This is a genomic window from Plantibacter sp. MPB07, assembly GCF_046619465.1.
Lineage (GTDB): Bacteria > Actinomycetota > Actinomycetes > Actinomycetales > Microbacteriaceae > Plantibacter > Plantibacter auratus.
In genome coordinates, this window is record NZ_CP177043.1 from 3,276,189 (window position 1) to 3,300,416 (window position 24,228).

23 protein-coding genes are annotated in these 24,228 nt (G+C 70.2%); 11 read left to right on the plus strand and 12 right to left on the minus strand.

From position 1 onward, the window contains the following. Positions 1-217: 217 nt before the first annotated feature. The 8 genes from ACLIME_RS15125 to ACLIME_RS15160 all read left to right on the plus strand — a co-directional run bounded on the left by ACLIME_RS15125 (position 218) and on the right by ACLIME_RS15160 (position 9,276). On the plus strand, positions 218-1,597 hold the full coding sequence (locus ACLIME_RS15125) for an MFS transporter (RefSeq protein WP_229940051.1): 1,380 nt from the start codon (positions 218-220) through the stop codon (positions 1,595-1,597). Next, a complete protein-coding gene (locus ACLIME_RS15130; protein WP_411557417.1) occupies positions 1,594-3,378 on the plus strand; it encodes a dihydroxyacetone kinase family protein in 1,785 nt (594 codons plus the stop codon). The genes ACLIME_RS15125 and ACLIME_RS15130 overlap by 4 nt, the downstream gene beginning before the upstream one ends. Next, entirely contained in the window at positions 3,375-3,845 is a 471-nt protein-coding gene (locus ACLIME_RS15135) for a ribose-5-phosphate isomerase (RefSeq protein ID WP_064295405.1), read from the plus strand. The genes ACLIME_RS15130 and ACLIME_RS15135 overlap by 4 nt, the downstream gene beginning before the upstream one ends. After that, positions 3,845-4,651 (plus strand): triose-phosphate isomerase family protein, encoded by an 807-nt coding sequence (locus tag ACLIME_RS15140; protein WP_411557418.1) that lies wholly within the window; start codon positions 3,845-3,847, stop codon positions 4,649-4,651. Before ACLIME_RS15135 ends, ACLIME_RS15140 begins: the two co-directional genes overlap by 1 nt. Further along, positions 4,648-5,445, plus strand: a complete 798-nt coding sequence (locus tag ACLIME_RS15145) for a sugar phosphate isomerase/epimerase family protein (protein ID WP_411557419.1) — start codon at positions 4,648-4,650, stop codon at positions 5,443-5,445. The genes ACLIME_RS15140 and ACLIME_RS15145 overlap by 4 nt, the downstream gene beginning before the upstream one ends. Further along, positions 5,442-6,314, plus strand: a complete 873-nt coding sequence (locus tag ACLIME_RS15150; protein WP_411557420.1) for a phosphogluconate dehydrogenase C-terminal domain-containing protein — start codon at positions 5,442-5,444, stop codon at positions 6,312-6,314. Before ACLIME_RS15145 ends, ACLIME_RS15150 begins: the two co-directional genes overlap by 4 nt. Before the next feature lie 222 nt (positions 6,315-6,536). Beyond that, positions 6,537-7,289 carry an SDR family NAD(P)-dependent oxidoreductase gene (locus ACLIME_RS15155; RefSeq protein WP_411557421.1) on the plus strand — a complete coding sequence of 251 codons (753 nt, stop codon included), beginning with the start codon at positions 6,537-6,539 and terminating at the stop codon, positions 7,287-7,289. Between the two features lie 10 nt (positions 7,290-7,299). Further along, positions 7,300-9,276 carry a hypothetical protein gene (locus tag ACLIME_RS15160; RefSeq protein WP_411557422.1) on the plus strand — a complete coding sequence of 659 codons (1,977 nt, stop codon included), beginning with the start codon at positions 7,300-7,302 and terminating at the stop codon, positions 9,274-9,276. 242 nt (positions 9,277-9,518) lie between these two features. On the opposite strand, the gene ACLIME_RS15165 is transcribed toward ACLIME_RS15160, so the two are convergent. Continuing rightward, positions 9,519-10,034, minus strand: a complete 516-nt coding sequence (locus tag ACLIME_RS15165; RefSeq protein ID WP_411557423.1) for an N-acetyltransferase family protein — start codon at positions 10,032-10,034, stop codon at positions 9,519-9,521. A 220-nt stretch (positions 10,035-10,254) separates the two neighbouring features. Between ACLIME_RS15165 and ACLIME_RS15170 the strand changes: the two genes are divergently transcribed. Both ACLIME_RS15170 and ACLIME_RS15175 read left to right on the plus strand, forming a co-directional pair. Beyond that, entirely contained in the window at positions 10,255-10,533 is a 279-nt protein-coding gene (locus ACLIME_RS15170) for a hypothetical protein (protein WP_411557424.1), read from the plus strand. A gap of 10 nt (positions 10,534-10,543) precedes the next feature. Continuing rightward, positions 10,544-11,848 carry an MFS transporter gene (locus tag ACLIME_RS15175; protein ID WP_411557425.1) on the plus strand — a complete coding sequence of 435 codons (1,305 nt, stop codon included), beginning with the start codon at positions 10,544-10,546 and terminating at the stop codon, positions 11,846-11,848. 26 nt (positions 11,849-11,874) lie between these two features. Here the strand turns inward: ACLIME_RS15175 and ACLIME_RS15180 are convergent, their stop codons facing one another. The 3 genes from ACLIME_RS15180 to ACLIME_RS15190 all read right to left on the minus strand — a co-directional run bounded on the left by ACLIME_RS15180 (position 11,875) and on the right by ACLIME_RS15190 (position 13,996). Further along, positions 11,875-12,309: a PIN domain-containing protein gene (locus ACLIME_RS15180; RefSeq protein WP_411557426.1), complete on the minus strand. Its 435-nt coding sequence runs from the start codon at positions 12,307-12,309 to the stop codon at positions 11,875-11,877. A 123-nt stretch (positions 12,310-12,432) separates the two neighbouring features. Continuing rightward, on the minus strand, positions 12,433-12,948 hold the full coding sequence (locus tag ACLIME_RS15185) for a helix-turn-helix domain-containing protein (protein ID WP_079704520.1): 516 nt from the start codon (positions 12,946-12,948) through the stop codon (positions 12,433-12,435). Between the two features lie 37 nt (positions 12,949-12,985). Next, positions 12,986-13,996 (minus strand): diacylglycerol/lipid kinase family protein, encoded by a 1,011-nt coding sequence (locus ACLIME_RS15190; protein ID WP_411557427.1) that lies wholly within the window; start codon positions 13,994-13,996, stop codon positions 12,986-12,988. A 170-nt stretch (positions 13,997-14,166) separates the two neighbouring features. Here ACLIME_RS15190 and pdxY point away from each other — a divergent pair, with 170 nt between their 5' ends. After that, a complete protein-coding gene (gene pdxY / locus ACLIME_RS15195) occupies positions 14,167-15,015 on the plus strand; it encodes a pyridoxal kinase PdxY (RefSeq protein WP_079704522.1) in 849 nt (282 codons plus the stop codon). Between the two features lie 204 nt (positions 15,016-15,219). Here the strand turns inward: pdxY and ACLIME_RS15200 are convergent, their stop codons facing one another. From ACLIME_RS15200 to ACLIME_RS15235, 8 genes are all read right to left on the minus strand, one after another. Beyond that, positions 15,220-16,728 (minus strand): PucR family transcriptional regulator, encoded by a 1,509-nt coding sequence (locus ACLIME_RS15200; RefSeq protein WP_159876834.1) that lies wholly within the window; start codon positions 16,726-16,728, stop codon positions 15,220-15,222. Continuing rightward, entirely contained in the window at positions 16,725-17,780 is a 1,056-nt protein-coding gene (locus ACLIME_RS15205) for a DUF917 domain-containing protein (protein ID WP_124768041.1), read from the minus strand. Before ACLIME_RS15205 ends, ACLIME_RS15200 begins: the two co-directional genes overlap by 4 nt. A gap of 9 nt (positions 17,781-17,789) precedes the next feature. Next, positions 17,790-18,938 carry a DUF917 domain-containing protein gene (locus ACLIME_RS15210; RefSeq protein ID WP_411557428.1) on the minus strand — a complete coding sequence of 383 codons (1,149 nt, stop codon included), beginning with the start codon at positions 18,936-18,938 and terminating at the stop codon, positions 17,790-17,792. Next, positions 18,935-20,038, minus strand: coding sequence for a DUF917 domain-containing protein (locus ACLIME_RS15215; protein ID WP_411557429.1), 1,104 nt, complete (start codon positions 20,036-20,038; stop codon positions 18,935-18,937). Before ACLIME_RS15215 ends, ACLIME_RS15210 begins: the two co-directional genes overlap by 4 nt. Then, a complete protein-coding gene (locus tag ACLIME_RS15220) occupies positions 20,035-21,588 on the minus strand; it encodes a hydantoinase/oxoprolinase N-terminal domain-containing protein (RefSeq protein WP_411557430.1) in 1,554 nt (517 codons plus the stop codon). The genes ACLIME_RS15215 and ACLIME_RS15220 overlap by 4 nt, the downstream gene beginning before the upstream one ends. Before the next feature lie 67 nt (positions 21,589-21,655). Continuing rightward, positions 21,656-23,008 (minus strand): purine-cytosine permease family protein, encoded by a 1,353-nt coding sequence (locus ACLIME_RS15225; RefSeq protein ID WP_411557431.1) that lies wholly within the window; start codon positions 23,006-23,008, stop codon positions 21,656-21,658. Positions 23,009-23,147: 139 nt separating this feature from the next. Then, a complete protein-coding gene (locus tag ACLIME_RS15230; RefSeq protein ID WP_411557432.1) occupies positions 23,148-23,876 on the minus strand; it encodes an alpha/beta fold hydrolase in 729 nt (242 codons plus the stop codon). A 62-nt stretch (positions 23,877-23,938) separates the two neighbouring features. Next, a complete protein-coding gene (locus ACLIME_RS15235) occupies positions 23,939-24,226 on the minus strand; it encodes a hypothetical protein (protein ID WP_159876848.1) in 288 nt (95 codons plus the stop codon). Between the last annotated feature and the right edge of the window lie 2 nt (positions 24,227-24,228).

Below are 24,228 nucleotides of genomic sequence, written 5' to 3' on the forward strand. Positions count from 1 at the left end.
TGCTTCAGGGACCGGGAGGGGGGCTTCAGGGACCGGGAGGGGGGCTTCAGGGACCGGGAGGGGTGCTTCAGGGACCGGGAGGGGTGTTCGGGGATCGGCAGAGGCTCGGGGGCCAGCGATGCTTGAATTGGTCAACCGGTTGATGTATCGTTCATTCCGGTCCGGCCCGGACCACGCCCTGCCCGCGGCATCGATGCCGCCCACCCGAGGAGTCATAGTGGACACCACCGCCCCCGCGGCCAATCCGGCTGTCGAGCGATCAGCCATCCGGAAGGTCTCGATCCGTCTCGTGCCGTTCGTGGCGCTGATGTTCTTCATCAACTACCTGGACCGCACCGCGATCGGGTTCGCCGCCCCCAACGGCATGAACGAGGACCTCGCGCTCTCCGCCGCCCAGTTCGGCTTCGCGTCCGGCGTCTTCTTCATCGGCTACATCCTGCTCGAGGTGCCCAGCAACCTCGCGCTCAACAAGTTCGGTGCCCGCCGCTGGCTCGCCCGCATCATGGTCACCTGGGGCATCGTCGCGGTCCTGTTCACCTGGGTCGCCAACTTCGAGCAGCTCGCGATCCTCCGCTTCGTGCTCGGTGTGGCCGAAGCCGGCTTCTTCCCCGGCGCGATCCTCTTCCTGAGCCTCTGGGTCCCGGCCAAGCACCGCAGCAAGATCCTCGCCCTCTTCTACCTGGCGCAGCCGCTCACCACCGTCATCGGCGCACCCCTCGCCGGGTGGCTCATCGGCCAGCACGGCGTGTTCTTCGGCCTCGAGGGCTGGCGGTTCATGTTCCTCGGCGTCGGTCTCCCGGCCATCCTCATCGGTGTCATCGCCTGGTTCTACCTGAAGGACCGCCCCGCGGACGCCAAGTGGCTGACCACCGAGGAGCAGGTCTGGCTCACGGCGGCTCTCGCACATGAGAAGGCCACCACGGAGCAGAAGCAGGGCCACGTCAGCCTCAAGCACGCGTTCACGAGCGGTCGTGTCTGGATGCTCGCGTTCATCTACTTCGGCTTCATCTACGGCCTCTACGCGCTCGGCTTCTTCCTCCCCACGATCATCGAGGGCTTCCAGGAGACGTTCGGGACCGAGTTCAACGTCATGCAGAAGGGCCTCATCACGGCGATCCCGTACGTGCCGGCCGCCATCGCCCTGTACTTCTGGTCTCGTGACGCGACGCGTCGTGGCCTGAAGACCTGGCACATCGTGATCCCCGCGATCGTCGGCGCCGTGAGCATCCCGCTCGCGCTCTTCGCCAACTCGCCCGCCCTCACCATCGCGATCATCGCGGTCACGGCCATGGCGATCTTCGCCGCGCTGCCGAACTTCTGGACGCTGCCCACGCAGTTCCTCACCGGTGCGGCAGCGGCTGCCGGCATCGCGCTCATCAACACGGTCGGCAACCTCGCCGGCTTCTCGGCGCCGTACATCACCGGCGCCGTCGCGGACCTCACCAAGGTCGGCGACACCCCGCAGTACGTCGTCCCGATGTTCATCGTCGGTGGCTTCATGATGATCTCCGCCACGCTCATGGTGATCCTCTCCAAGCAGCGGAGCTCTCGCGAGCTGCGCGTCTCGCACGACGACCTCACGGGCAAGACCCGATGACGCGCCTCTTCAACGACCCGGCGGACTTCGCCGACGAGATGATCGACGGCTTCGTCGCCGCGAACCGCAACCAGGTCCGGCGCGTGACCGGCGGCGTCGTCCGGAGCACCCGGACGCCCGAGGGCACGGTCGCGCTCGTCATCGGCGGTGGCTCCGGCCACTACCCGGCGTTCGGCGGCATCGTCGGACAGGGCCTCGCTCATGGCGCAGCGATGGGCAACCTGTTCGCGTCGCCGTCCGCCCACCAGGTCGAGTCGGTCGCGAAGGCGGCGCAGCGCGGGGGCGGCGTCCTCCTCAGCTACGGCAACTACGCGGGCGACGTGCTCCACTTCACCCAGGCGCAGGACGCGCTGAACGCGGCGGGCATCCCCACCCGCAGCGTCGCCGTCACCGACGACATCTCGAGCGCGCCCCTCGCCGAGAAGCACAAGCGTCGGGGCATCGCCGGCGACCTCACCGTCTTCAAGTCCGCCGCCGCCGCGGCCGAGGCGGGCTACGACCTCGACGAGGTCGTCCGCGTCGCCACCCACGCGAACGAGCGCACCCGGTCCTTCGGTGTCGCCTTCAGCGGCTGCACCCTGCCGGGCGCGACCGAGCCGCTGTTCACCGTGCCCGAGGGCCGCATGGCGGTCGGCATGGGCATCCACGGCGAGCCCGGTATCGACGAGACCGACGTGCCGACGGCCGATGAACTCGCCACCCTGCTCGTCTCCTCGCTGCTCGCGGAACTGCCCGAGGGCGTCTCCGAAGCCACGGGCGCTCGCGTCGGCGTCATCCTCAACGGGCTCGGCTCGGTGAAGTACGAGGAACTGTTCGTCGTCTACCGTGCGGTCGCCGCGCAGCTCGAGGCCGCAGGGGTGGAGATCGTCGACCCCGAGGTCGGCGAGCTCGTCACGAGCTTCGACATGGCCGGCGTGTCGCTCACGCTCTTCTGGTTGGACGAGGAGCTCGAGGGCTTCTGGGCTGCCGGTGCCGACACCCCCGCCTACCGCAAGGGCGTCGTCGCAGCGGCCGAGCAGCTCGACCCCTCGGAGCTCGTCGCCGAGACGGCTGCCGAGATCCCCGAGTCCACCGACGAGTCACGGGCCGCCGCCGCGGTCGTGGTCGAGGCCCTCGACGCGCTGGTCCAGGTCATCGACACGAACGTCGAGGAGCTCGGACGGATCGACGCCGTCGCGGGTGACGGCGACCACGGCATCGGCATGCAGCGCGGTGCTCGTGCCGCCGTCACCGCCGCACACGCCGCCGCCGATGCCGGGGCCGGTGCCCACACCGTCCTGCACCTGGCCGGCGACGCCTGGGCGGACCGCGCCGGCGGCACGTCCGGCGCCCTGTGGGGCCTCGCGCTCCGCTCGGTCGGAACCGCCCTCGGTGACGAGGCCGCACCAGGCCGCAGCGACGTCGCGACCGGCGTGCAGGCCGCGGTCGACGGCATCATGTCGTTCGGCAAGGCCGAGGTCGGACAGAAGACGATGGTCGACGCGCTCGTGCCGTTCACCACCACGTTGAGTGCAGCCGTCGCCGACGGTTCCGACCTCGTCGCCGCCTGGACGACCGCCGCTACGGCTGCCTCCGCCGCTGCCGCTGAGACCGCGGACCTCCTGCCGAAGATGGGCCGCGCCCGTCCGCACGCTGAGAAGAGTCTCGGTACCGTCGACGCCGGTGCCTACTCGTTCGGCCTGATCGTCACGGCGATCGTCCCCGTCCTCGAGCGCGCCGCCGGCACCACCGCACCGGACGGCTCCACCAGCACCACCACCAACGAAGGAGTACACGCATGACCGATCAGCTGCGCATCGTCATCGGCTCGGATGACGCCGGGTTCGACTACAAGGAGATCGTCAAGCGCGACCTCGAGCAGCACGATGGCGTCGCCTCGCTCGTCGACGTGGGCGTGGACGCCGATGGCCACACCGCTTACCCGCGCGTCGCGATCGCCGCTGCGGAACTCGTCGCGTCCGGCCAGGCCGACCGCGCGCTCCTCTTCTGCGGCACCGGCCTGGGCGTCGCGATCGCCGCCAACAAGGTCGCCGGCATCCGCGCCGTCACCGCACACGACAGCTTCTCGGTCGAGCGCGGTGTCCTCAGCAACAACGCGCAGGTCCTGACGATGGGCCAGCGCGTCATCGGCATCGAGCTCGCCCGCCGCCTCGTCCGCGAGTGGCTCACCTACCGCTTCGACGAGACCAGCGCGAGCGCCGAGAAGGTCGCCGTCATCGGTGAGTACGAGGCGACGGGCTCCTGCTGATGACCACCCCGTCCCCGTCGGCCGTGCCCACGTCGACCGCGCCCCGTGTGGTCGGCGTGAGCCTGAAGATGTATTTCGGCCACGCGCAGACCCTCGAGTGGATCGAGCAGGTGGGCGCCTTGGCCCGTCGGCACGAAGCCGTGGTCGATGGTCGCGTGCGATTGTTCGTCATCCCCGGCTACCTCGCGGTCGCGCCGTCGGTGGCGGCCCTCGCCGGGACGGGCGTGCTGGTCGGAGCACAGGACCTCGCGAGCGCGGACCGTGGCGCGTTCACCGGTGAGGTCGGCGGCCCCGAGCTCGCCGAAGTCGGCGTCGCCGTGGTCGAGGTCGGCCACGCGGAGCGCCGCTCCCTCTTCGGCGAGACCGACGAGGTCGTCGCCGAGAAGACCGCCGCGGCCCTCCGCAACGGCCTCTCGCCGGTCCTCTGCATCGGCGAGGTCGAGCGCACGACGCCCGAGGCGGCTGCGACGGAGTGCGTGCGCCAGCTGGACTCCGCGCTCGCCGATGCTGTGGCGGGGCCGGTGATCGTCGCTTACGAGCCCGTGTGGGCGATCGGTGCGGCTGAACCCGCGTCTGCCGAGTACGTGCGAGCCGTCGGCGCGATCCTGAAACAATCGATCGCCGAGCGTCCCGACCGGGTCGGCAGTTCCGTCATCTACGGCGGCAGTGCGGGTCCCGGTCTGCTGACCGCCCTCGGTGACGACGTCGACGGCGTGTTCCTCGGACGCTTCGCCCACGACGTCGCGGCGCTCGAGGCCGTGCTCGACGAGGCCCTTCGACAGGCTCAGGGACCGAGGACAGCATGATCGGCTTCGGCACCTACACCTTCTTCTGGGAGGGCTCCGAGCTCGCTCCCGAGCGCTTGAGCGTCATCGGCATGATCGAGCGCACGGCCGACGCCGGCGTCGAGCTCTTCCAGATCTGCGACGACGCCCGCATCGAGACGATGTCCGACGATGAGCTGCGCCAGATCGCCGAGGTCGCGCGCGAGCTCGGGGTCACCCTCGAACTCGGGACGAAGGGGATCGCGGTCGCGCACCTCGAACGCTTCCTCCACATCGCCACCGTGCTGGGCGCGAAGCTCCTGCGCAGCATGGTCACGTCGGGCGACGACCGGCCGTCCCACGCGGACGCCGTCGATCGACTCCGCGCGGTGCTCCCGGCGTTCGAAGCGGCCGGCGTGACGATCGCGCTCGAGACCTACGAGCAGCTGTCGTCGCAGGAGCTCGTCGACCTCGTGAGTGCCGTCGACCACCCGAACCTCGGGATCTGCCTCGACCCGGCCAACACCGTCGCACGACTCGAACACCCGAGCGACGTGATCGCCCGCACCGCTCCGTACGTCCGCAACATCCACGTCAAGGACTTCGCGTTCACCCGCCGGGGCGGCTGGGTCGGCTTCACCCTCGAGGGCGCCCCGCTCGGCACCGGCCTGCTCGACTACCCCGCCCTCACCGCCGTCGTCCGTCCGGACGAGCGCGGCGTCAACCAGATCATCGAACACTGGCTCCCGCTCGGCGACTCCATCACGGAGACGGTCGAGCTCGAGCGCACGTGGACCGCACACAACCTGCAGTACCTGAGAGAAGGAAGATCATGACCGACACCACCACCGTCGCGGACCAGCTCACCATCGCCGTCATCGGCGCGGGCGGCAAGATGGGCATGCGCGTCTCCAACAACCTCGTGAAGACCAGCCACACCGTCTTCTACAGCGAGGTCTCGCCCGCCGGCCAGGAGCGCGTGACCGAGGCCGGTCGCGAGCTCACCGAGACCGATGCGGCCGTCACCGACGCCGACGTCGTCATCCTCGCCGTCCCGGACCTCGCCCTGAAGGCCGTGTCCGCCGGCGTCGTCCCGCTCATGAAGTCGGGCGCCGTGCTCCTCACGCTCGACCCGGCCGCGGCGTACGCGGGTCTGCTGACGCGTCGCGACGACGTCATCCAGGCCGTCACGCACCCCTGCCACCCGTCGGTCTTCGTCGAGCGCCACACGCCCGAGGAGTACGCGGACACCTTCGGTGGCATCGCCGCTCTCCAGGACGCCATCGCGGCGATCGAGTCCGACGACGCCGAGAAGCAGGCGCAGGTCGAGGCCGTCGTCCGGGCGATCTTCGCCCCCGTCGGTGACGTCCACTGGGTCACGGTCAAGCAGCTCGCGCAGCTCGAGCCGACCCTCGTGGAGACGATCGCCTGCATGATCGGTGCGCTCCTCAAGGAGTCGCTCGACGAGGCCGTCAACACCATGGGTGTGCCGGAGCCGGCCGCTCGTGCGATCCTCCTCGGCCACACGCAGGTCGCCCTCGCGAACTCGCTCAAGGGCGACAACCCGTTCTCCGACGCGTGCCTCATCGCGATGGACTACGGCCGCAGTGCGATCATCAAGGACGACTGGAAGAAGGTCTTCCAGGACGACGAGCTCGACAAGAACCTCGCCGCCATGCTCCACCTCGACAAGATCGAGCGGTAACCCGCTTCCCCGACTGTTCGCAATTCAGGACGTGCCCGGCGCGTCGGCCCGCTCCACCCCCGATCCGGGCCGGCGCGCCGCGGTCGTCCTGAATTGCGAACGTCGCATGCGGTCAACCGGTTGTGCCGGATAGGCTGCAGACGACCCGATGCACCACCCCGCGACAGCCACTGCGACACCCGCGACACCACCCCCGCAACACCGCACGAGAGACAGGCGACGATGACTGGACGACTTGCAGGAAAGACCGCGCTCGTGACGGGTGCCGGATCGGGGATCGGACGTTCGGTCGCCGAACGGTTCGCGCGGGAGGATGCCGCCGTCGTCTTCTCCGACCGCGACATCCAGGCCGCCCGCGATGCGGCGGCACCCTTCCCGACCGCCATCGCCGTGCGACTCGACATCGCCGACGAAGCGAGCGTCGAGGCCGCCTTCGCGGTCATGGACGCAGCAGGCAAGACCCCGGACGTCGTCGTCGCGAACGCCGGCGTGCAGCTCTTCGGCCAGGACGCGAAGATCGCCGACCTCGACCTCGAGGTCTGGCAGCGCACGGTCGACATCAACCTCACCGGCACCTTCCTCACGACGAAGCACGCCGTCCGCGCCATGCTCGGCCGGGGCGGCTCGATCATCCTCACGGGCAGCCCGACCGGTCTCAACGGCGAGGGCGCCGACTTCACGGCGTACAGCTCCACGAAGGCCGGTATCCACGGCCTCGGCCGGACCGTCGCCGCGGCCTACGCCGATCAAGGCGTCCGCGTGAACACCGTCGTCCCCGGCTACACGGAGACCCCGCTCGTCACCGCGATCTCCGGCGACCCCGAGTCCCGCGCCGCGATCGTCGGGCGCATCCCGCTCGGTCGTCCCGGCCAGGCCTCGGACGTCGAGGGCATCATGGTGTACCTCGCCAGCGACGAGTCGAGCTTCGCCACCGGAGCGACCTTCCGGGTCGACGGCGGCATGACGAGCCTCTGAGCCGACGATCATGACCTCGCGTTCGGGAACCACCTTCCGCGTCGCATCCGACCTCCTGCTCGACCGCGAGCGCGACGCCCTCGCTGTCGGCCGGGGGCCCTGGTCGGCCTCGCTCCACGGGTCGGAGCTGGACGACATCGCCTTCGACGGCGAGCTCGTGCTGCGCAGCATCCGCTTCGTCGTCCGCGACCAGGACTGGAAGACGCTGCCGGTGGTGGTCGACGCGATCGATCGCACGACGAGCGGACTGCTGCTGCGCGGCAGGGTCGGTGACGACGGCGACCTCGTCGCCTGGATGCTCACGGTCGACCTCGGAGTCGCCGCCCTGCGGGTCCGGGTGCGGGCCGAGGTGACGGCGCCGTTCCGTCGCGCGCGCATCGGTCTAATCGTCCTGCAGCCGCCGCAGCTCGCCGGCACCGCTCTCGTGGTCGGTCATCCCGAGGGCTCGACCACCTCGATGACGCTGCCGGAACGGGTCTCGCCGCATCAGCCGGCCATCCGCATCGCCTCGCTCGCCTGGACCGGCGACCACGTGGCGACGACGGTGGGCTTCAGCGGCGACGTGTTCGAGATGGAGGACCAGCGCAACTGGACCGACGCCTCGTTCAAGACCTACTCGACACCGCTCTCCCTGCCGTTCCCGGTCGCCCTCGCGGTCGGCGACGTCGTCGAGCAGGCGGTTGAAATCGCCTGCTCGCGCGTGGACGACGTGTCGGCCGACGCGACGCCGGTCGCCGCAGCGCTGGCCGTCACGGTCGACCCGGAGACATCCGTGGCCGCGACCGCCGAGAGTGCTGCGCCCGACCCCCGGCCGGTGCGGCTCAGCGTCGGTCCGGTCCTCGACGCCGTCGTACCGACCATCTCGACGGCGGTGTCGAGCGACCCGGACGGCGGGCGCGGCGGGGCGGTCGTCCCGTCGTCCATCGGCATGATCCTCGTGGAGGTCGACCCGACGCGTGAGGACTGGTCTCAGATCCTCGATCGGACGATCCGGCAGGCGGACGGCCGCCCCCTCGACCTGCGGCTCGTCCTCGGTGCCGGGGAGGAGGCCGAGCCCGTCCTGCGACGCCTGCGCGACGCCGGCGTCCCGGTCGTGCGCGTCGGCACCTTCCACCGCCGCACCCATCTCTCCGAGGGCGCACTGCTGGCGTCGGTGCAGGGACTGCTCGACGGGTTGTGGGCGGCCGGGGCCACGACGCCACGACCGGAGCTCGTCGGGGGCACTCGGGCGCACTTCACCGAGTTGAACCGCAACCACGCGCGACTCGAGCGCTGGTCGGGTCCGCTCGCGTTCAGCGTCACCCCGTTCATGCACGACCGCGCGGGTCACCAGTTGGTCGAGTCGCTCAGCATGCAGGCGGTGGTCGTGGCGGATGCGGTCCGGATCGCCGACGGCCGCGCCGTGCACGTCGGGCCGATCACCCTCGGCGCCCGCTACAACGCGGTCGCGACGACGAAGGCACCGGCCGGTGGTGTGGCGGATGCCGAGCTCCGCGCGGGCTTCGGGGCGGAGCACGTGCCCGGTGCGACGGACGAGCGGCAGTCGGCGGAGGCCCTCGGCGCGTGGGTCGTCGGCAGTGTCGCGGCGCTGGCCGTCTCCGGGGTGGAGTCGCTGTCGTACTTCGAGGCGACCGGTCCGCGCGGACTCGTCGCGGCCGACGGGAGGCTCACGGCTGCAGGCCGGGCACTCGGGTGGATCGCCGAGCTCAGCGGCCGGCAGCGCGTCGTTGTCGAGATCGGCGAGGTGTCGCTCGGTGCCGGGTCGCCCATCGCCGTGGCGCCGGTCGCCGTGGCGCCGGTCTCGCCGGCCGGTGTGACCGCGATCGCCGCCGTCGATGCCGACGGCGAGACCGTCGTGATCCTCGGCAACCTCGGCGAGTCGCCGGTCCGGGTCGTCGTGACCGACGCGTCCGAGCCGCGCACTGTGGAGCTTGCTGCGGGTGCGGTCGCCCGGGTCGTCATCACGGGTCCCGTCCCCGGTTCGTAACTCCTGCATCCCGGGCGCGTACCCGGGGCCGGGCTGCTCCTGGGCGGTGTTCTGACCGACCAGCAGGAGTTGTGCGCAGCGCATCCGGGGCGGAGCGCCTCAGCCGGCAGGACGCCTCGCCGAGCTTCCCGCCGGCTCACAACTCCTGCAGTTCGTCGCGGGAGCGCAGCGGCACGCCGGGGCTGAGTCGATCTGCGAACGTGCGACCGACGCGAGCAGGAGTTGTGAACCGACGGGAGGGCTCAGGCGAGCGTGCGCCGGAGGATGGCGAGGTCCAGCCAGCGGCCGAACTTCGTCCCGACCTCCGGCAGCAGGCCGACCTGCTCGAACCCGAGCTTCGTGTGCAGGGCGATCGATGCGGTGTTCTCGGCCTCGATGAGGGCGAGCATGACGTGGTGGCCGTCGGCCGTGGCGCGTTCCAGCAGCTCGACCATGAGCGCCTTACCGAGGCCGCGCCCCTGTGCGTCCGGGTGCACGTACACGGAGTTCTCGACGGTGTGGCGGTACCCGTCCTTCGCGGCGTACGGACCGTAACTGCCGTAGGCGAGGACGTCACCCTCGGGGAGCGCGTCGTCGGGACCGTCGGCGATGGCGACGAGTGCGACCCGGCCCGGCTCCTGGTGGCGGGCGAGCCATGCCTCGCGCTCGGCGAGGTCGGGTGTGACCTCGGTCCAGATCGCGACACCGTTCGCGACGGCGTCGGTGTGGATGGCGAGGACGCCAGGCAGGTCGGCGGGTTCGGCGAGACGGATGTGCATGCATCGATCGTAGAGCGCCCTTCGACAAGCTCAGGGACCGGTGGAGTTGGGCTCAGGGACCGGTGATGTTGGGCTCAGGGGTCGGCCGTAGGGAGCCGGGGCGCCCTTCGACAAGCTCTGGGACCGATGGTGTGCGGCTCAGGGACCGACGGTGTCGGGCTCAGGGACCGGGAAGCCCAGGGCTCAGGGGCCCGGCGCCCGCGACAGGTAGATTCGAGGCATGTCCTCCTCCACTCCGCTCCCGATGGAGCAGCTCACCGCCGTCCTGAACGCCGAAGTCGCCCGCTACGCCGCGCGCGGATGGACGGTGTCGTCGGTGCAGGGCCAGCAGGCCGTGCTGCAGCGGCAGAAGCGCATCGGCTGGTTCTGGAACCTGATCCTGACGCTCATCACCGGCGGGCTCTGGCTCATCGTCGTGATCATCCGCGTCGTGAACCGGAAGATCGAGTCGCTCATCGTCACGGTCGACGCCTACGGCCGCATCTCCACGCGCCGCTGACGGCCGGAGCATGACCGACAGCGCTGAGCCCGATACGAGCAGCACCGCTACCATCGCGGGCATCACCGCCGAACGCGCGCGGGTGCAGCGGCGGACGCTCACCGTCGTCGTCATCAGCCAGGTGCTCGGCGGAGCCGGCCTCGCCGCCGGCGTGACGGTCGGTGCGCTGCTCGTGCAGGACATCCTCGGGAGCACGAGCCTCGCGGGCGTCGCGGCCGCCCTTCTCACCCTGGGGTCCGCGCTCACGGCGTTCCTCGTCGGCCGCGTCACGCAACGCCTCGGCCGGCGGATCGGGCTCGGCATCGGGTTCGTCGCGGGCGGGGTCGGCGCGATCGGCGTGGTCGTGGCTGCCACCACGGCGCTGGTGCCGCTACTGTTCGTGTCGCTGTTCGTCTACGGTGCCGGGACCGCCACGAACCTGCAGGCCCGCTACGCAGGCACCGACCTCGCGACCCCGGCTCGGCGCGGGACCGCGATCAGTGTCGCCATGGTGTCGACCACGCTCGGCGCCGTGGCCGGGCCGAACCTCGTGGAACCCCTGGGCGGACTCGCGACCGGGTGGGGGCTTCCGGCGCTCGCGGGCCCGTTCTTCCTCGCGGCCGTCGCCTACCTCGCCGCCGGCACGGCGTTCCTCGTGTTGCTGCGTCCGGACCCGTTCCTCCTCGCCCGCCGGCTCGACGCCGAGCTCGCGAAGCTTGACTCGGCCTCGGCAGGTGCGTCGACCGGCCAGGACCAGTCGACCGCGGGTCCGCGCCCAGGTGTGGGCGCCTACGTCGGTGCGGCGGTGATGGTGGTCACGCAGATCGCGATGGTCGCGGTCATGACGATGACGCCCGTGCACATGCGGGCGCACCATCACGGCCTGGGCGAGGTCGGTCTCGTGATCGGCATCCACATCGCCGCGATGTACCTGCCGTCGCTCGTCACCGGTGTCCTCGTCGACCGCATCGGCCGCACGCCGATGGCGATCGCCGCGGGCGTGACCCTGCTGCTCGCGGGTGTGACGGGAGCCCTCGCTCCGGTGGATTCGCTGGGCCTGCTGATCCTTGCGCTCGCGCTCCTCGGCCTCGGCTGGAACTTCGGCCTCATCGCGGGCACCGCGCTCGTCGTCGACCACACCGTGCCGGCCAACCGCGCACGCACCCAGGGCACGCTCGATGTCCTCATCGCCCTCGCCGGCGCAGGTGCCGGCGTCATGTCGGGTGTGGTGATGGCCGGGGTCGGCTACGAGGCGCTGTCGATCGCGGGCGGGGTGCTCGCGCTCCTGCTCATCCCCGTGCTGCTCTGGGCCCGGCGGGTCACGCCTCGCGGGTGAGCCCGCTCGCCGCTGAGCTGGCGACTTCAGAGGAATCGGTAGACATCCTGGGCGAACTTCGGCACACCCGCCTGAGCGAGCGACTGCAGCAACTCGTCCATCGTGAGCGAAGGCGACTCGTAGGTGGCGACGAGATGCTCGAGCACTGAAAGGGTGACACCCGGGTACAGGTCCAGCTGATCGAGGAGGAACTCGTCCGGATGGACGACCTCGATGTCGAACAGGCTCACGGACTCCGGTGGGAAGTCGGTGATGTTGAAGGTCACCAACACCTCGGCATTGGCGCGGACCGCCGCGGCCAGGACGTGGCGGTCCTTCGGATCACAGGTCATCCCATCGATCAGATCGTCGTATCCGCTCACCAACGCGTCGGGGAAGGCGCGCCCCATCGTGGACAGCCGTTTCTCGACGAGCGTCACGTCGACCCCGTGACCCCGAAGATTCCGGTCGAGCTCGGTCATGACGCCCACCGACCACAGCGGTCGGAACGCGCCGCGGTGGGCAAGTCACAAGAACACGTCATTCAGGGTCGAACCGTACAGCGCACACGTGTCGAAGAATGCGGGAAATGCCATGCCCTCGCGTCACTCCTCGTCGAGGCGCTTCAGCGTCGGCATCGACTCGGAACGAAGTGCGGATCCTTGGCCCGCCCGAGCCAGATCCGTCAGCGCGTCGCGACGTTCGCTCCGCGCTTGTTCCTGGAACTCGACGACATCGCGAAGCATCACCCGTCGGTGGCGTCCGCGCTTTTCGTGAGCGATCTCTCCCTGTTCGAGGAGTTTCACCAACGTCGGTCGCGATACGCCGAGGAAGTCGGCCGCTTCCTGCGTCGTCATCTGCGTGCTGTAGGGCGCGACCGTGACTCCGTGACCGTTGGCCAAGGCGTTCGCGACCTGCTCGAGCGCGCGGAAGATCTCGTCGGGGATGGACCGCTGGGAGCCGTCAGGAGCCACGAGCGCCGCCTGGCTCGCGTGTGTGGTGAGGTACGACTCGATCGCCCGGAGCGTCTTCGCGAAATCGACGATGTCGGCCCGGGTGTCGCCGTCGGGAAGGTAGGTGCGAGGCTTGCTGGTCGCGCGAGGCGTGTCGAGGGGATTCACAACTCGATTCTATTCGAAAGATTCGAAAAGAACCTGGCTATTCGGCTGCGGCGGGTACGCGGACGGTGAGGGCGCCGGGCTCGATCCAGGTGTTGATCGCGACGGCCTTGCCGAAACCGTCGCCGTCGAGCTCGATCTCCTCAGGCTTCGACATGCGGGCGACGAAGCGCTTCGCGGTGCCGTAGCGGAGCTCGCCGTCGTCCTTCTGCTTGCCGGCGAGGGCCTTGCCCGCCTTCGTCCGGCGGAGGACGCCGTTCACCCAGGCGACCTTCGCCCAGATGCGGATCCAGCCGAGGATTCCGCCGGGACGCATGAACATGAGGTCGAACAGCCCGTCATCGACGACCGCGTCGGGCAGCAAGAGGATGTTGGCGGGGAGCGAGCCGCAGTTCCCGATGATGACGGTGTGGACGGTCGCGCGCGTCTGCGGCTCGTCGTCGATCCGGAACCGCAGGTGCAGCTCGTCCGGGTCGCGCAACGACTTCACGATCGCATCGACGTAGGCGGCCCAACCGGCCTTGGCCTTGAGGTCGTCGTCGGTGTTCTTGATCATCTTCGCGTCGATGCCCATGCCGGCCATGACGACGAACACATGGCGGTCGCGGGAGTGGTCGGCGCGCTCGATGTCGATGACACCGAGGTCGATCGCCTTGTCCGTGCCGGTGAAGGCCGCGATGACGGAGCCGGGCAGGTCGTTGAGCATGAGGTCGAGGTTCCGGGCGAGCAGGTTGCCGGTACCCGACGGGAGCAGGGCGAGCGGGATGCCGCTGCCGCGGAGGCCCTCCGAGACGGCGCGGACGGTGCCGTCACCGCCGGCCGCGATGACGAGGTCGACGCCCGCTGCGATGGCCTCGGCGGTGACCCCCTGGCCGACGTCGTCGACGGACGTCTCGAACCAGAGCGACTCGGCCCATCCTGCGTCGGACGCCGAGCGCTCGACCGATTCACGGAGTGCGTCGAGGTCGACCTTCACCGGGTTGTAGATGATGGCGGCGACCTTCGTGGCGGTGGCGTCGGCCGGCGCGGTCGTGCTCTCAGGAGTCGTCATCCGATCAGCATAGGAGCGGAGACGCGGACGAGGGGGATCCCGCTCACGGGTTGACGCGGCACGTGGGTTCTGTAGGTGGCGGAAGAGTATCGTTGACTCCTTGCAGGCACCGTCCATGCCCGCCACGAACGCAGTGTCCGCGGCGGCCTCCCCATCGTGATTGCGACATCGTGAAGATCCTCTCCATCCAGTCAGCCGTGGCCTACGGGCACGTCGGCAACTCCGCGGCCGTGTTCCCCCTCCAGCGCATCGGCGTCGAGGTGATCCCGGTCAACACGGTGAACTTCTCGAACCACACCGGGTACGGCGCGTGGCGCGGGCCGCTCATCTCGCCGGAGCAGGTCGGCGAGGTCATCACCGGTGTCGAGGAGCGCGGTGCGTTCCCGCAGATCGACGTCGTGCTCTCGGGCTACCAGGGCGGCGTCGGTATCGGCGACGTCATCGTGGACGCGGTGCAGCGGGTCAAGGCGGCGAACCCCGACGCGCTGTACGCGTGCGACCCGGTCATGGGCAACGCGAAGTCCGGGTGCTTCGTCGCCCCCGAGATCCCCGACCTGCTGCGCGACCGTGTCGTGCCGAACGCCGACATCATCACGCCGAACCAGTTCGAGCTGGGCTTCCTCACGGGCACTGAGCCCGCCTCGCTCGAGTCCACGCTGGCGTCGGTCGAACTCGCGCGCGCGATGGGTCCGTCGGTCGTCCTGGTGACGAGCGTCGAGCGTCCCGACCGCGACCCCGAGACGATCGAGATGCTGGTCGTGGACGACGCCGGTCGGTGGATCGTCCAGACGCCGCTGCTGCCGTTCAAGGCGAACGGTTCCGGCGACGTCACGGCAGCCCTGTTCGCCGCGCACTACGGCGAGACCCGCGACGCCAAGCTCGCCCTCGAGCGCACGGCGTCGAGTGTGTTCGACCTCGTCGAGCTCACGTACCGCTCGGGCCAGCGGGAGCTGCAGCTCGTCGAGGCGCAGGAGTTCTACGCGAACCCGCGGATGCAGTTCACCGCGACGGCGGTCTGAGCCCGACTCCAGCTCCTCAGCTCCCCTTCCGGTCCCTCAGCTCCCCTTCCGGTCCCTGAGCTTGTCGAAGGGCGGGGTTGTCCGTGTGCACTTCGACAGGCTCAGTGACCGGGGAAGGTGTCTCGAACGGTTTCCGGTCCCTCAGCTTGTCGAAGGGCGGCACTTCGACAAGCTCAGTGACCAGGGTGGCTCAGCGACCCACGCTCACCGCACGGCGCGGCAGGCGAGGTGGAGCGCGAGGCGCACCTCCGGGTCCGCCATGTCGACGCCGAGGAGCTCCTGCGCGCGGGTGATCCGCGTCGCGACGGTGTTGCGGTGCAACCCGAGCGCGGCGGCCGTCGGTGCGACCGCGGACTCGTGGTCGAGGTAGGCGGACAGTGTCGTCAGCAGTTCGCCGTTGCCGGTCTGCAACGGTGCGAGGAGCGACCGCGCAGCCGGGACGAAGGTGTCGTTGCCGGTCCAGGCGAGCAGCAGCTGTTCCAGGCCGAGGCCGTCGACCCGCACGAACCAGCCCGTCGTGGACCGGTTCGCGGCGATGCGCACCGCGTCGGACGCCTCCCCGAGTGAGGAGGTGAGACCCGCCGATCCGCTCGCCAGCGATCCGACGGCCGTCGCGACGTTGAACGAGCGTCGCGCCTCGACGTGCAGGTCGCGGAGGGCGGCGATGTACCGCTCGACCTGCGGTGGCTCCGGTGGCTCGGCGAAGGTCAGCCAACCGCTCACCCCGCGTCCGCTCGTCGTCGCGTGGGAGTCCACGGCGATCCGCCCGAGTGCGCCGGTCACGAAGCGGAGGAGTTGCAGGGCGTCCACCCGGCTCCGGCCGACGATGCGGAACGCGAGGTGGTAGCCGGTCGTCCGCCAGCCCCGCTCGAGCATGCGGCGTTCGACGTCGGGATCGGGGCGGCCTCGGAGGTCCACGAAGTCCCGCAGGACGCCGGACGACACGGATGCGTCACTGACCTCGGCGACCTCGTCGATGAGGATCCGCGCCGCGACGGCGGGCATGGCGACCTCGGCGGCGACCGCGAGCGCACTCAGTTGTCGGTCGTCGAGTCCGTCCCCGAAGAACGCGACCCGGAGGCCCTCCCGGCTCGGGCTGTCGACCCGGACCGATGCCGCAGCGCCCTGCCCGGCCTTCGTCAGGTCGACCCAGGGGCCGAAGTCGATCGCCGCGTGCACCTCCGACGGCAACCGCCCGCCGGCCTCGAGCAGGACGCCCTCGCTGTCGATGAGGGCGATCCCGTGGCCGATGCTCGTCGAGAGGTGGCGGAGCAGGTCGGCCAGTCCCTCGGCGTGGTACTCGATGGACTGCGCGACCTTGCGGACGTACCCGAGGGTCAGGGAGTCGCGGGCCTCGACGAGCTGCCAGCACGCCTTCGCGAGCAGCATCGGTCGGTCGACGTGCAGGAGCGAGAAGCCGAGTCGGTCGGCGAGCGCGCGCGTCCCCGCGCCGAAGCCGTCGGCCTCCGGAATCGCCAGGGCGAGGAAGCCGCGATCCCGGGTGCGGCGGACGAGTGCGTCCTGCTGCCATGGCCTCGTGGGTGGGGCTCCGGTCACCACGGCGAGTCGGCCGGCCCCCTCCTCGGGGAGAGCCGCCTCGTTCGTCTCGACCACCACGCCGGCCCAGTTGGCGTCGGCCGGGCCGGCGACGAGCCGCACGCCACCGTTGTCGGGGTGCGCGAGGAGCGCGCCCAACTGCAGGCGATCGCTCATGCCGGGACCTCGTCGGTCCGGACTTCGTCGAGCTCGTCCAGGCCGTAGGCGGACGGGAGCACATGGCGGAGTCGTTCCGGGGAGCCGGACCACCAGTCCGGACCGTCGACCCGGATGACGGCGACGTGTCTCGCCATCGAGATCGCCGTGACCTCGAGGATGTCCCGCGAGACGGCGTCGACCACGACGATGAGGTCCGGCGCGGCGGCTTCGAGTCGTCCGTCGGTCATGAACGCGAGCGTCTCGGAGCGGGCGACGAGACGGTGCAGCGCGCCACTGCTCCCGTCGATCCCGAAGGTGAGCACGTGCGGGTCCCGGGAGTCCGGCTCGATGCTGCTGACCCGTCCCTCCGCGAGGAGCCGTCCACCCAGCGACTCGGCCAGGGCGGTCAACGGGCCGTCGATCCGTGCGAGGAACGCCCCGCCCAGCTCGAGTGCCCGGGCGGCGTTCCCGACGATGGCGTGCGCGCGGAGGTCGCCGACGGTGAAGCCAGCGAACACCATGCCGCCGCTGCCGCCGGCCTGCACGATCGCCGCGCGGACGACGCGTTCGATGTCGAGGGCCCGCTCGGTCTCGACGAGGGCGACCCCGCCGGCACCGGTGTCGCAGGTGACGACGATGCCCGGGACCTCGTCCACGAGGATCGACATCTGGTCGAGCGAGGGGACGGCACGCCCGGTCAGATCAGCGTCGACGATGGTCCGCCCCGCGGCGAACGCGAAGGGGGTGAGCCCGTTGACCCCGCCACCCTCCAACGAACAGATGGCCGGGATGCGGTGTCCGAGCCAGCGTTCCGCGGCCCCGATCAGCCGCCCGAACGGGTCCGTGCCGGGCAGGCGCTCACTGAGCAGCATCGTCGAGCCGACGAAGCCGACGGCGAGACACGGGGTCTCCGGGTCGAGGTCGTCGACGCTGTGGAGGTCGAACGGCCAGGCGCGCTCGTCGCGGAGGGCCAGCTCGAGCATCGTCGTCGCACCGCCACCTCCCGAGCCCAGGATCGCGAACCCCGTCGCCAGGGCGGGGAGGCGATCGCGCTCGAGGAGGGTCGGCATGCCCTCAGCCTAGGCTCGGACCGCCTGACCAGCTGCGAACGCATCCGCGGCTTTCGCAGCCGCTGCCTCGCCCTCCACCGGGACGAATGGCTCCGTCAGTCCGAACGCGGTCGGTCCGAAGGCGCGCAGCGCGTCGGGCGTGCGCATGAGTGCGGGCGTCGAGATCCCGAGGACCCGGACCCGTTGTCCGTAGCGGAGGCCCTCCGTGGTGATCGGCTCGGCGGTCTCGTGGTCGACGATGCAGATGAGGTCCGGCACGATCGCGACGACCTCGCCGTTCCACCGCGCGATGAGGTTCTCGTTCTGGAACGAGATCTCGAGGCGTTCGGAGCTCGACGGGTCGGCCGACCAGATGACGGCCGTGCCCTTGGCGAAGCCCTCGGTGGTGCGACGCTCCACGTCAGCCACCTTCCCGACGAACAGCTCCCGGACGTGCGAGTAGAGCGTCGTGGACAGCGTGTCGGCGATGGCGGCGAACGGCGAACGGTGCTCCTCGCGCGCGACCCGGATCGCCCGGCCGAGGGCCAGCGCCATCGAGATCGTCCGCGGCACCGCGGTGCGACGCACGTCCGCCCCGCTCATCGCGTACTCGGCGATGTGCGCGACGCCGCCGAGACGGATCGCGATGCCGCGCGCCAACCACTCCATCTGTCGGTCGTCGTCGCCGGTGTCGATGATCACGCGCTCGCCGCGTTCGCCTGCGATGGCGAGCGGCGAACCGTGCACGCCGTACACCGCGAAGGTCTCCATGGAGAGCTCCGGGAAGGCCCGGCCCATGCCGTCGGCGTCGACGACCGGCAGCCCGGTCTCGGCGGCCACGATGAGCGGGATCATCGAGTTGATGCCACCGCACTCGATCGGCATGGTCGCGTCGGCGGTGCGCCCGAGGTGCTCCTCCAGTGTCCGCAGGGCGAGTGTCGGTTCGAACCCGGCCGGGATCTTCTCGACCATGACCGTTGGAGCGCCCATCTGCGCGGTGGGGATGACGAAGAGGTCGTCGTCCAGGTCGTCGGGGTCGAGGATCGTGATGGAGCGGTCGCCGAGCACCTGCTTCACGAGCATCATGCCGATGTACGGGTCACCTCCGCCGCCGGTCCCGAGGAGGGTGGCGCCTCGAGCGAGGTCGGGCAGGTCGTCCGCGGTCAGCGTCCAGCTCATGCGGCGACCTCCGGCGCGTCCGGCGCAGGCGTCTCGGCCGTGCCGTCGAAGCGGTGCGAGGGCACCTCGTACCCGAAGTATCCCGGCCCGACCATCGCGAGCGCCGCCGGGCTGTGCCAGCGGTCGTCGCTCGGTGCCGAGATCACGCGGACGCGCTGTCCGTAGCGGAGCCCCTCGGTGGTGATGGGCTCGCCGGAGTCGTGCTCGAGCACCATGATGAGGTCGGGCGTCGTCACGAGGGTGGCGCCGTCGAGCGCCGCCATGAGGTGCTCGTTCTGGAAGGACAGCTCGAGGCTCGCGTCGACGCCGTCGATCCGGGCGCGACCGCGGGCGAACCCGGTGGTGGTCGCACGCTCGACGTCGACGACCTTGCCGGAGAACAGCTCGCGACCGCCGAGCAGCTGCACGGTCCGCTCCACAGGGTCGGCCTTCTCGGCTCGGGCCGCCTCGATGCCGTCGCCGATCTCGCGGCACAGCGACAGTGAGTCGGCGACGAGCGCCTCGCGGGCCTGCGCGCCGGACATCGGGAAGCCGGAGATCATGACCGAGCAGCCCATCTCGACACAGGCGACGCGGGCGATGCGTTCGGTCCAGCTGTTGTCGACGGTCGTGAGGACGCCGGTGTTGCCCTTCTCGTCGCTGAACGCGAGCGGGGAGGCGTCGATCCCGTACAGGGTCGGGAGCACCATCTGCAGCTCGGGGAAGGCCCGCCCCATCCCGTCGGCGTCGATGAGGGGGAGTCCGAGCGCTGCGGCTGCGGCGATCGGGATGGTCGAGTTCACCCCGCCGACCTCGGCGCACGCGATGTGCGTGACCGGGCGACCGAGGGAGGCACTGAGGGCGTGGACCGGTGCGACGACCTCGGTGAGGCTCGGCAGCTTCTCGACCATGACGGTCGGGGCGCCCATCATCGCGACGGTGAGGACGAGCGCGTCGTCGGGGACCTCGTCGAGGGTGACGACGGTGACGTCGCCGTGCTCGCGGAGCGCCTGCGCGGCGAGGAGCGCGCCGATGTACGGGTCGCCGCCGCCGCCGGTCCCGAGGACGGCCGCACCGCGGGCGAGGCCGGGGATGAGTTCGGCCGAGATGGTCCAGCTCATCGGAGGCCTCCCATGTCGAGGTCGCCGACGGCCTTCACCCGGATGCGCGTGGCGTTCCCGGGGAGATAGGGGATCGGGACCTCGTCGAAATCGACGATCGCGACCGACGCGGGGGAGGCGCCGGCCGCGATCGCCTTGTCGATCGCCTCGGCACGGACCTCGGCGATCGCCTCCTCACGCCGGCCGGGTTCGATGGCGTAGACCTTGTCGATCTCGCCCCCGACCTGCGCGATGGAAGCACCGATGGCATTCGCCACGGCGTAGTTGTCGGGCCGGTGGACGGCGCCGAAGATGGGGAGTTCGTCTGAGAGCAGGATCGACCCGCCGCCGACCGCCACCACGGGGATCGGCTCTGGAGAGGTGCGCATGCGGTCGACGGCCTCGGCGATGCGTTCGCCGATCCGCTCGAGGACGCGCTCCACGAAGACCGGGTCGAGGTGGGCGACCTTCGAGGCGTCACCGATCGACGCGCGACCGGCGGCCACGGCGATGTCCGTCGCCGTCAGGGTGCTGCCGCCGAAGACGAGGGCCTCGGTCATGAGCTTGTACCCGACGGATGCCGGGCCGACCTCGGCGGTCTCCTCGTCGACGATGCTGCCGCCGCCGATCCCGATGGACAGGACGTCGGGCATGCGGAAGTTGGTACGGATGCCGGCGACCTTGACCTCGTTCGCCGTCTCGCGGGGGAAGCCGTTGATGAGCAGACCGATGTCCGCCGTGGTGCCGCCGATGTCGACGACCGCGCACGTCGCGAGCCCGCTCGTGAGTGCCGCCCCGCGCATCGAGTTGGTGGGGCCGGAGGCGAACGTCGCGACGGGGTAGAGGCGCACGTAGTCCTCATCCATGAGCGTGCCGTCGTTCTGGCTGAGGAAGATGGGCGCCTCGATGCCCTGCTTCCGGACGGCGGCGGTCAGCCCGTCGACGATCTCCGAGGCGAGCTCGCGCAGGGCTGCGTTGATGATCGTCGCGTTCTCGCGCTCCAGAAGGCCGATGCGCCCGATCTCGTGCGAGAGCGAGATGGCGACGTCCGGGCCGAGGACCTCGCCGACGATCCGCGCCGCCTCGACCTCGAGGTCGTGGTTGACGGGGCTGAAGACGGAGGAGATCGCGACCGAGCGGATGCCGTTCGCGCGCATGTCCTCGGCGTGTGCCCGCAGCTCATCGGGGTCGATCGGCGAGATGGGGCGTCCGTCGAACTCGTAGCCGCCGTGCGCGAGGTAGCTGCGCGCGCTGATCGCCTCGACGAGCTCCGCCGGCCAGTCGACGAGCGGTGGCAGTGCGCGGGTCGCCGGGAGCCCGAGTCGCAGTGCCGCGGTGGGTGCCAGCCGCTTGGCCTGCACGAGGGCGTTGATGAAGTGGGTCGTCCCGATCATCACCGCGGTGATCTGCTCGCCGTCGAAGTGGTGACCCGCCCGCAGCTCGCCGATCGCCTGGACGATCCCGTCGGTCACGTCCGGGGTGGTCGCGTGCTTCACGGCCGCCAGGGTGGTGGTGCCGTCCATGAGCACGGCGTCGGTGTTGGTGCCGCCGACATCGATACCGATGTGCATATGAGGGGTTCGCTTTCTGTTGGTGCGGTGGAGCGGTGTGCGGTGGAACGGTGCGCCGGGCGCCGGGTCAGTTCGTGGCGGGGGAGGTGGCATCCGCCTGCTCGGGTGCGGCGATCTGCGAGGTGTGGGCGACGCCGACACCGCGGACCAGGCCGAGCTTGCCCGCCGCGATGTACAGCACCATCGAGAGGATGAGCGACAGGACGGCTGGGATGCCCCAGGTGACGAAGTACCCGGTGATCGCGGACACGGCCCAGATGATGATGGTCGCCGGAACGATGCGCGGCGCGGTCGTGGGCAGGCGGCCCGAGGCGCGGGTCTCGTCGAGCTCGCCGCGCCAGCGCTTCACGATGAAGTACTCGGCGACCATGATGCCGGCGATGGGCGGGAAGGCGACGCCGAGGATGATGAGGAAGCCGGAGAACTGCCCGAGGATGCCGACCGCCGCGAGGATGGAACCGACCACACCGAGCACGATGGTGGTGGTCACGCGGTTGAGGTTCTTGCCGAACGCGGTCGAGATGAAGTTGACCAGCCCGAGCGTCGACGAGTACAGGTTCCAGTCGTTGATCTTGAGCGTCCCGGTGATGACGATGATGAGGCCGATGAGCCCGACCGACGACGTGACGATCGCGACGACGTTGCCCGAGGCTGCGGCGTGGGCGAGCAGGACCCCGGAGAGGCCGATGACGAACTCACCGAGCGAGACGCCGACGACGGTCTGCTTGATGACGTCGGCGCGGGACCGGTTGAAGCGGGTCATGTCGGCGGTGATGATGGCGCCGACGATGAGGCCGCCCGCGACGATGCCGGTGCCGGCCCAGACGCTCATGGTGGGGCCGGGTGCCGGGCCGGTGACGAGTTCCATGAAGTCGTGCTGGGTGAGTTCGCTGATGATCGACCAGCCGACGAGGATGAGGAACAGCGGGACGGTGATGTTCGCGAGCCACTGCATGCCCTTGAACCCGTAGGCGACGATGGCGGTGACGGCGAGGCCGAAGATGAGGCTCCAGGCCCACACCGGCATGAAGCCGGGGAGGAGAACGTCGAGCGACTCGGCGGAGATCGCGCTCTGGATGCCGAACCAACCGATGAGGCTGATGCCGATCGCGAGTCCGACGAGTGATGCGCCGATCTCGCCGAAGCCGGTCCAGCGGGCGAGGAGGGCGGTGTTGAGGCCCTCCTTCTGGCCGATGATGCCGACGATGCACATGATCACCTCGAGGATGATCGAGCCGAGGAGCAGGGCGAGGAACGCCTCGCCGAAGGTCATGCTGTAGCCGAGGGTGGCGCCGAGGAGGAACTGGGACAGGGCCGACACCTGTCCGAAGCGCTGGACGGCGATGCCGAACCAGGGCTTCTGTGCGTCGGGACGGACGCGGGACAGGGCGAAGTCGTCTGCGTGTGCCATGCGAGCCATGCTGGTCTCCAGAAGTGGGGGAGGGAGCGGTGCGGGTGGCGGCAACGTTACTGACGGCCCGTCCGCAGCAGAATGTGCATGATGCAGGAATGTGCGCGCGATATCAGCACTCTGCACAGGCGCTCCGGTCTGCTGGCCCTCAGAGCGACGCCTGGATCGCCTCGAAGGTCCGTGCGCCGTCGAGTGCCGCCATATCGTGGCGGATGCCCGGGAACCGCGTGATGGTCCAGCCGAGCCGGTCGTACTGCTCGACGTCCGCTCGCGGAACGACGAGCTTCGCGTCGTCCGACAGCACCAGCGTCGAGGGGACGATCGGCGCCGACGGCGTCACCGGGTTCGCTGCGACGTCCTGCAGCACCTCCGCGATCATCGAGCGGTCCCACGCGGCATGGGCGGCCTCGGCGAGCGCGACGTTCGCGGGACCCGTCGCTGGGTCCGTGCGGTCGTAGAACCAGGCAAGGAGCCGCGGCAGCCCTGGGATGCTCCAGAACAGTCGTGCGCCGAGGCCTCGGCCCGGCAGTTTCAGGCCGAACCCGGGATCGAGGTAGATCGCGTGCGCCGGGCGGAGCGGCCCCACGATGTCGATGAGGAGCCGCCCGCCGAGGGAGTGGCCGACGATCGCGTCGAGGCCGGTCGGCAACGTCTCGACGAGGTCGGCCGCGAGCGAGGTGATGTCGTACTGCTCGCCCCGGGGCCGATCGGCTCGCGGGCTGGAGCCGTGACCGCGGAGGTCGACGAGCAGGAACGTGTACCGCTCCGGGTCGGCCGCTGCGACGACGTCGGTCCAGGCGGCTCCGTCGGCCAGGAATCCGTGGATGAGGGCGATCCGGACCGGGCCGTGCCCGCGTTCCTCGACGTGCAGTCGCATGGCCCTCCTCCGTCGGTGCTGGGGATGACTCTACGCGGCGACACCACGCTCCGTCGCTGCGCTCAGGACCGCACGAGCAACCAGGCGAAGGCACCGAAGGACACGAGTCCGAGTGCTGCGCCGACGATCGACCCGATGAGGCTGAAGGTGGGCCAGGGAGCGCCGGGTTGGCGACTCATCCTGATGCCCTGGGCCGCGAACAGCAGCGGCACGAAGCAGGCGAGCACCGAGAACGTCCATGACCCGCCGTCTCTCGCCGTCGACGCGACGATGAAGATCGAGAACGCGGCGATGGCGATGCTGAGGATCGCGCACGCGCGTGCCGAGATCGGTTCGTTCTTCGCAGCCATGG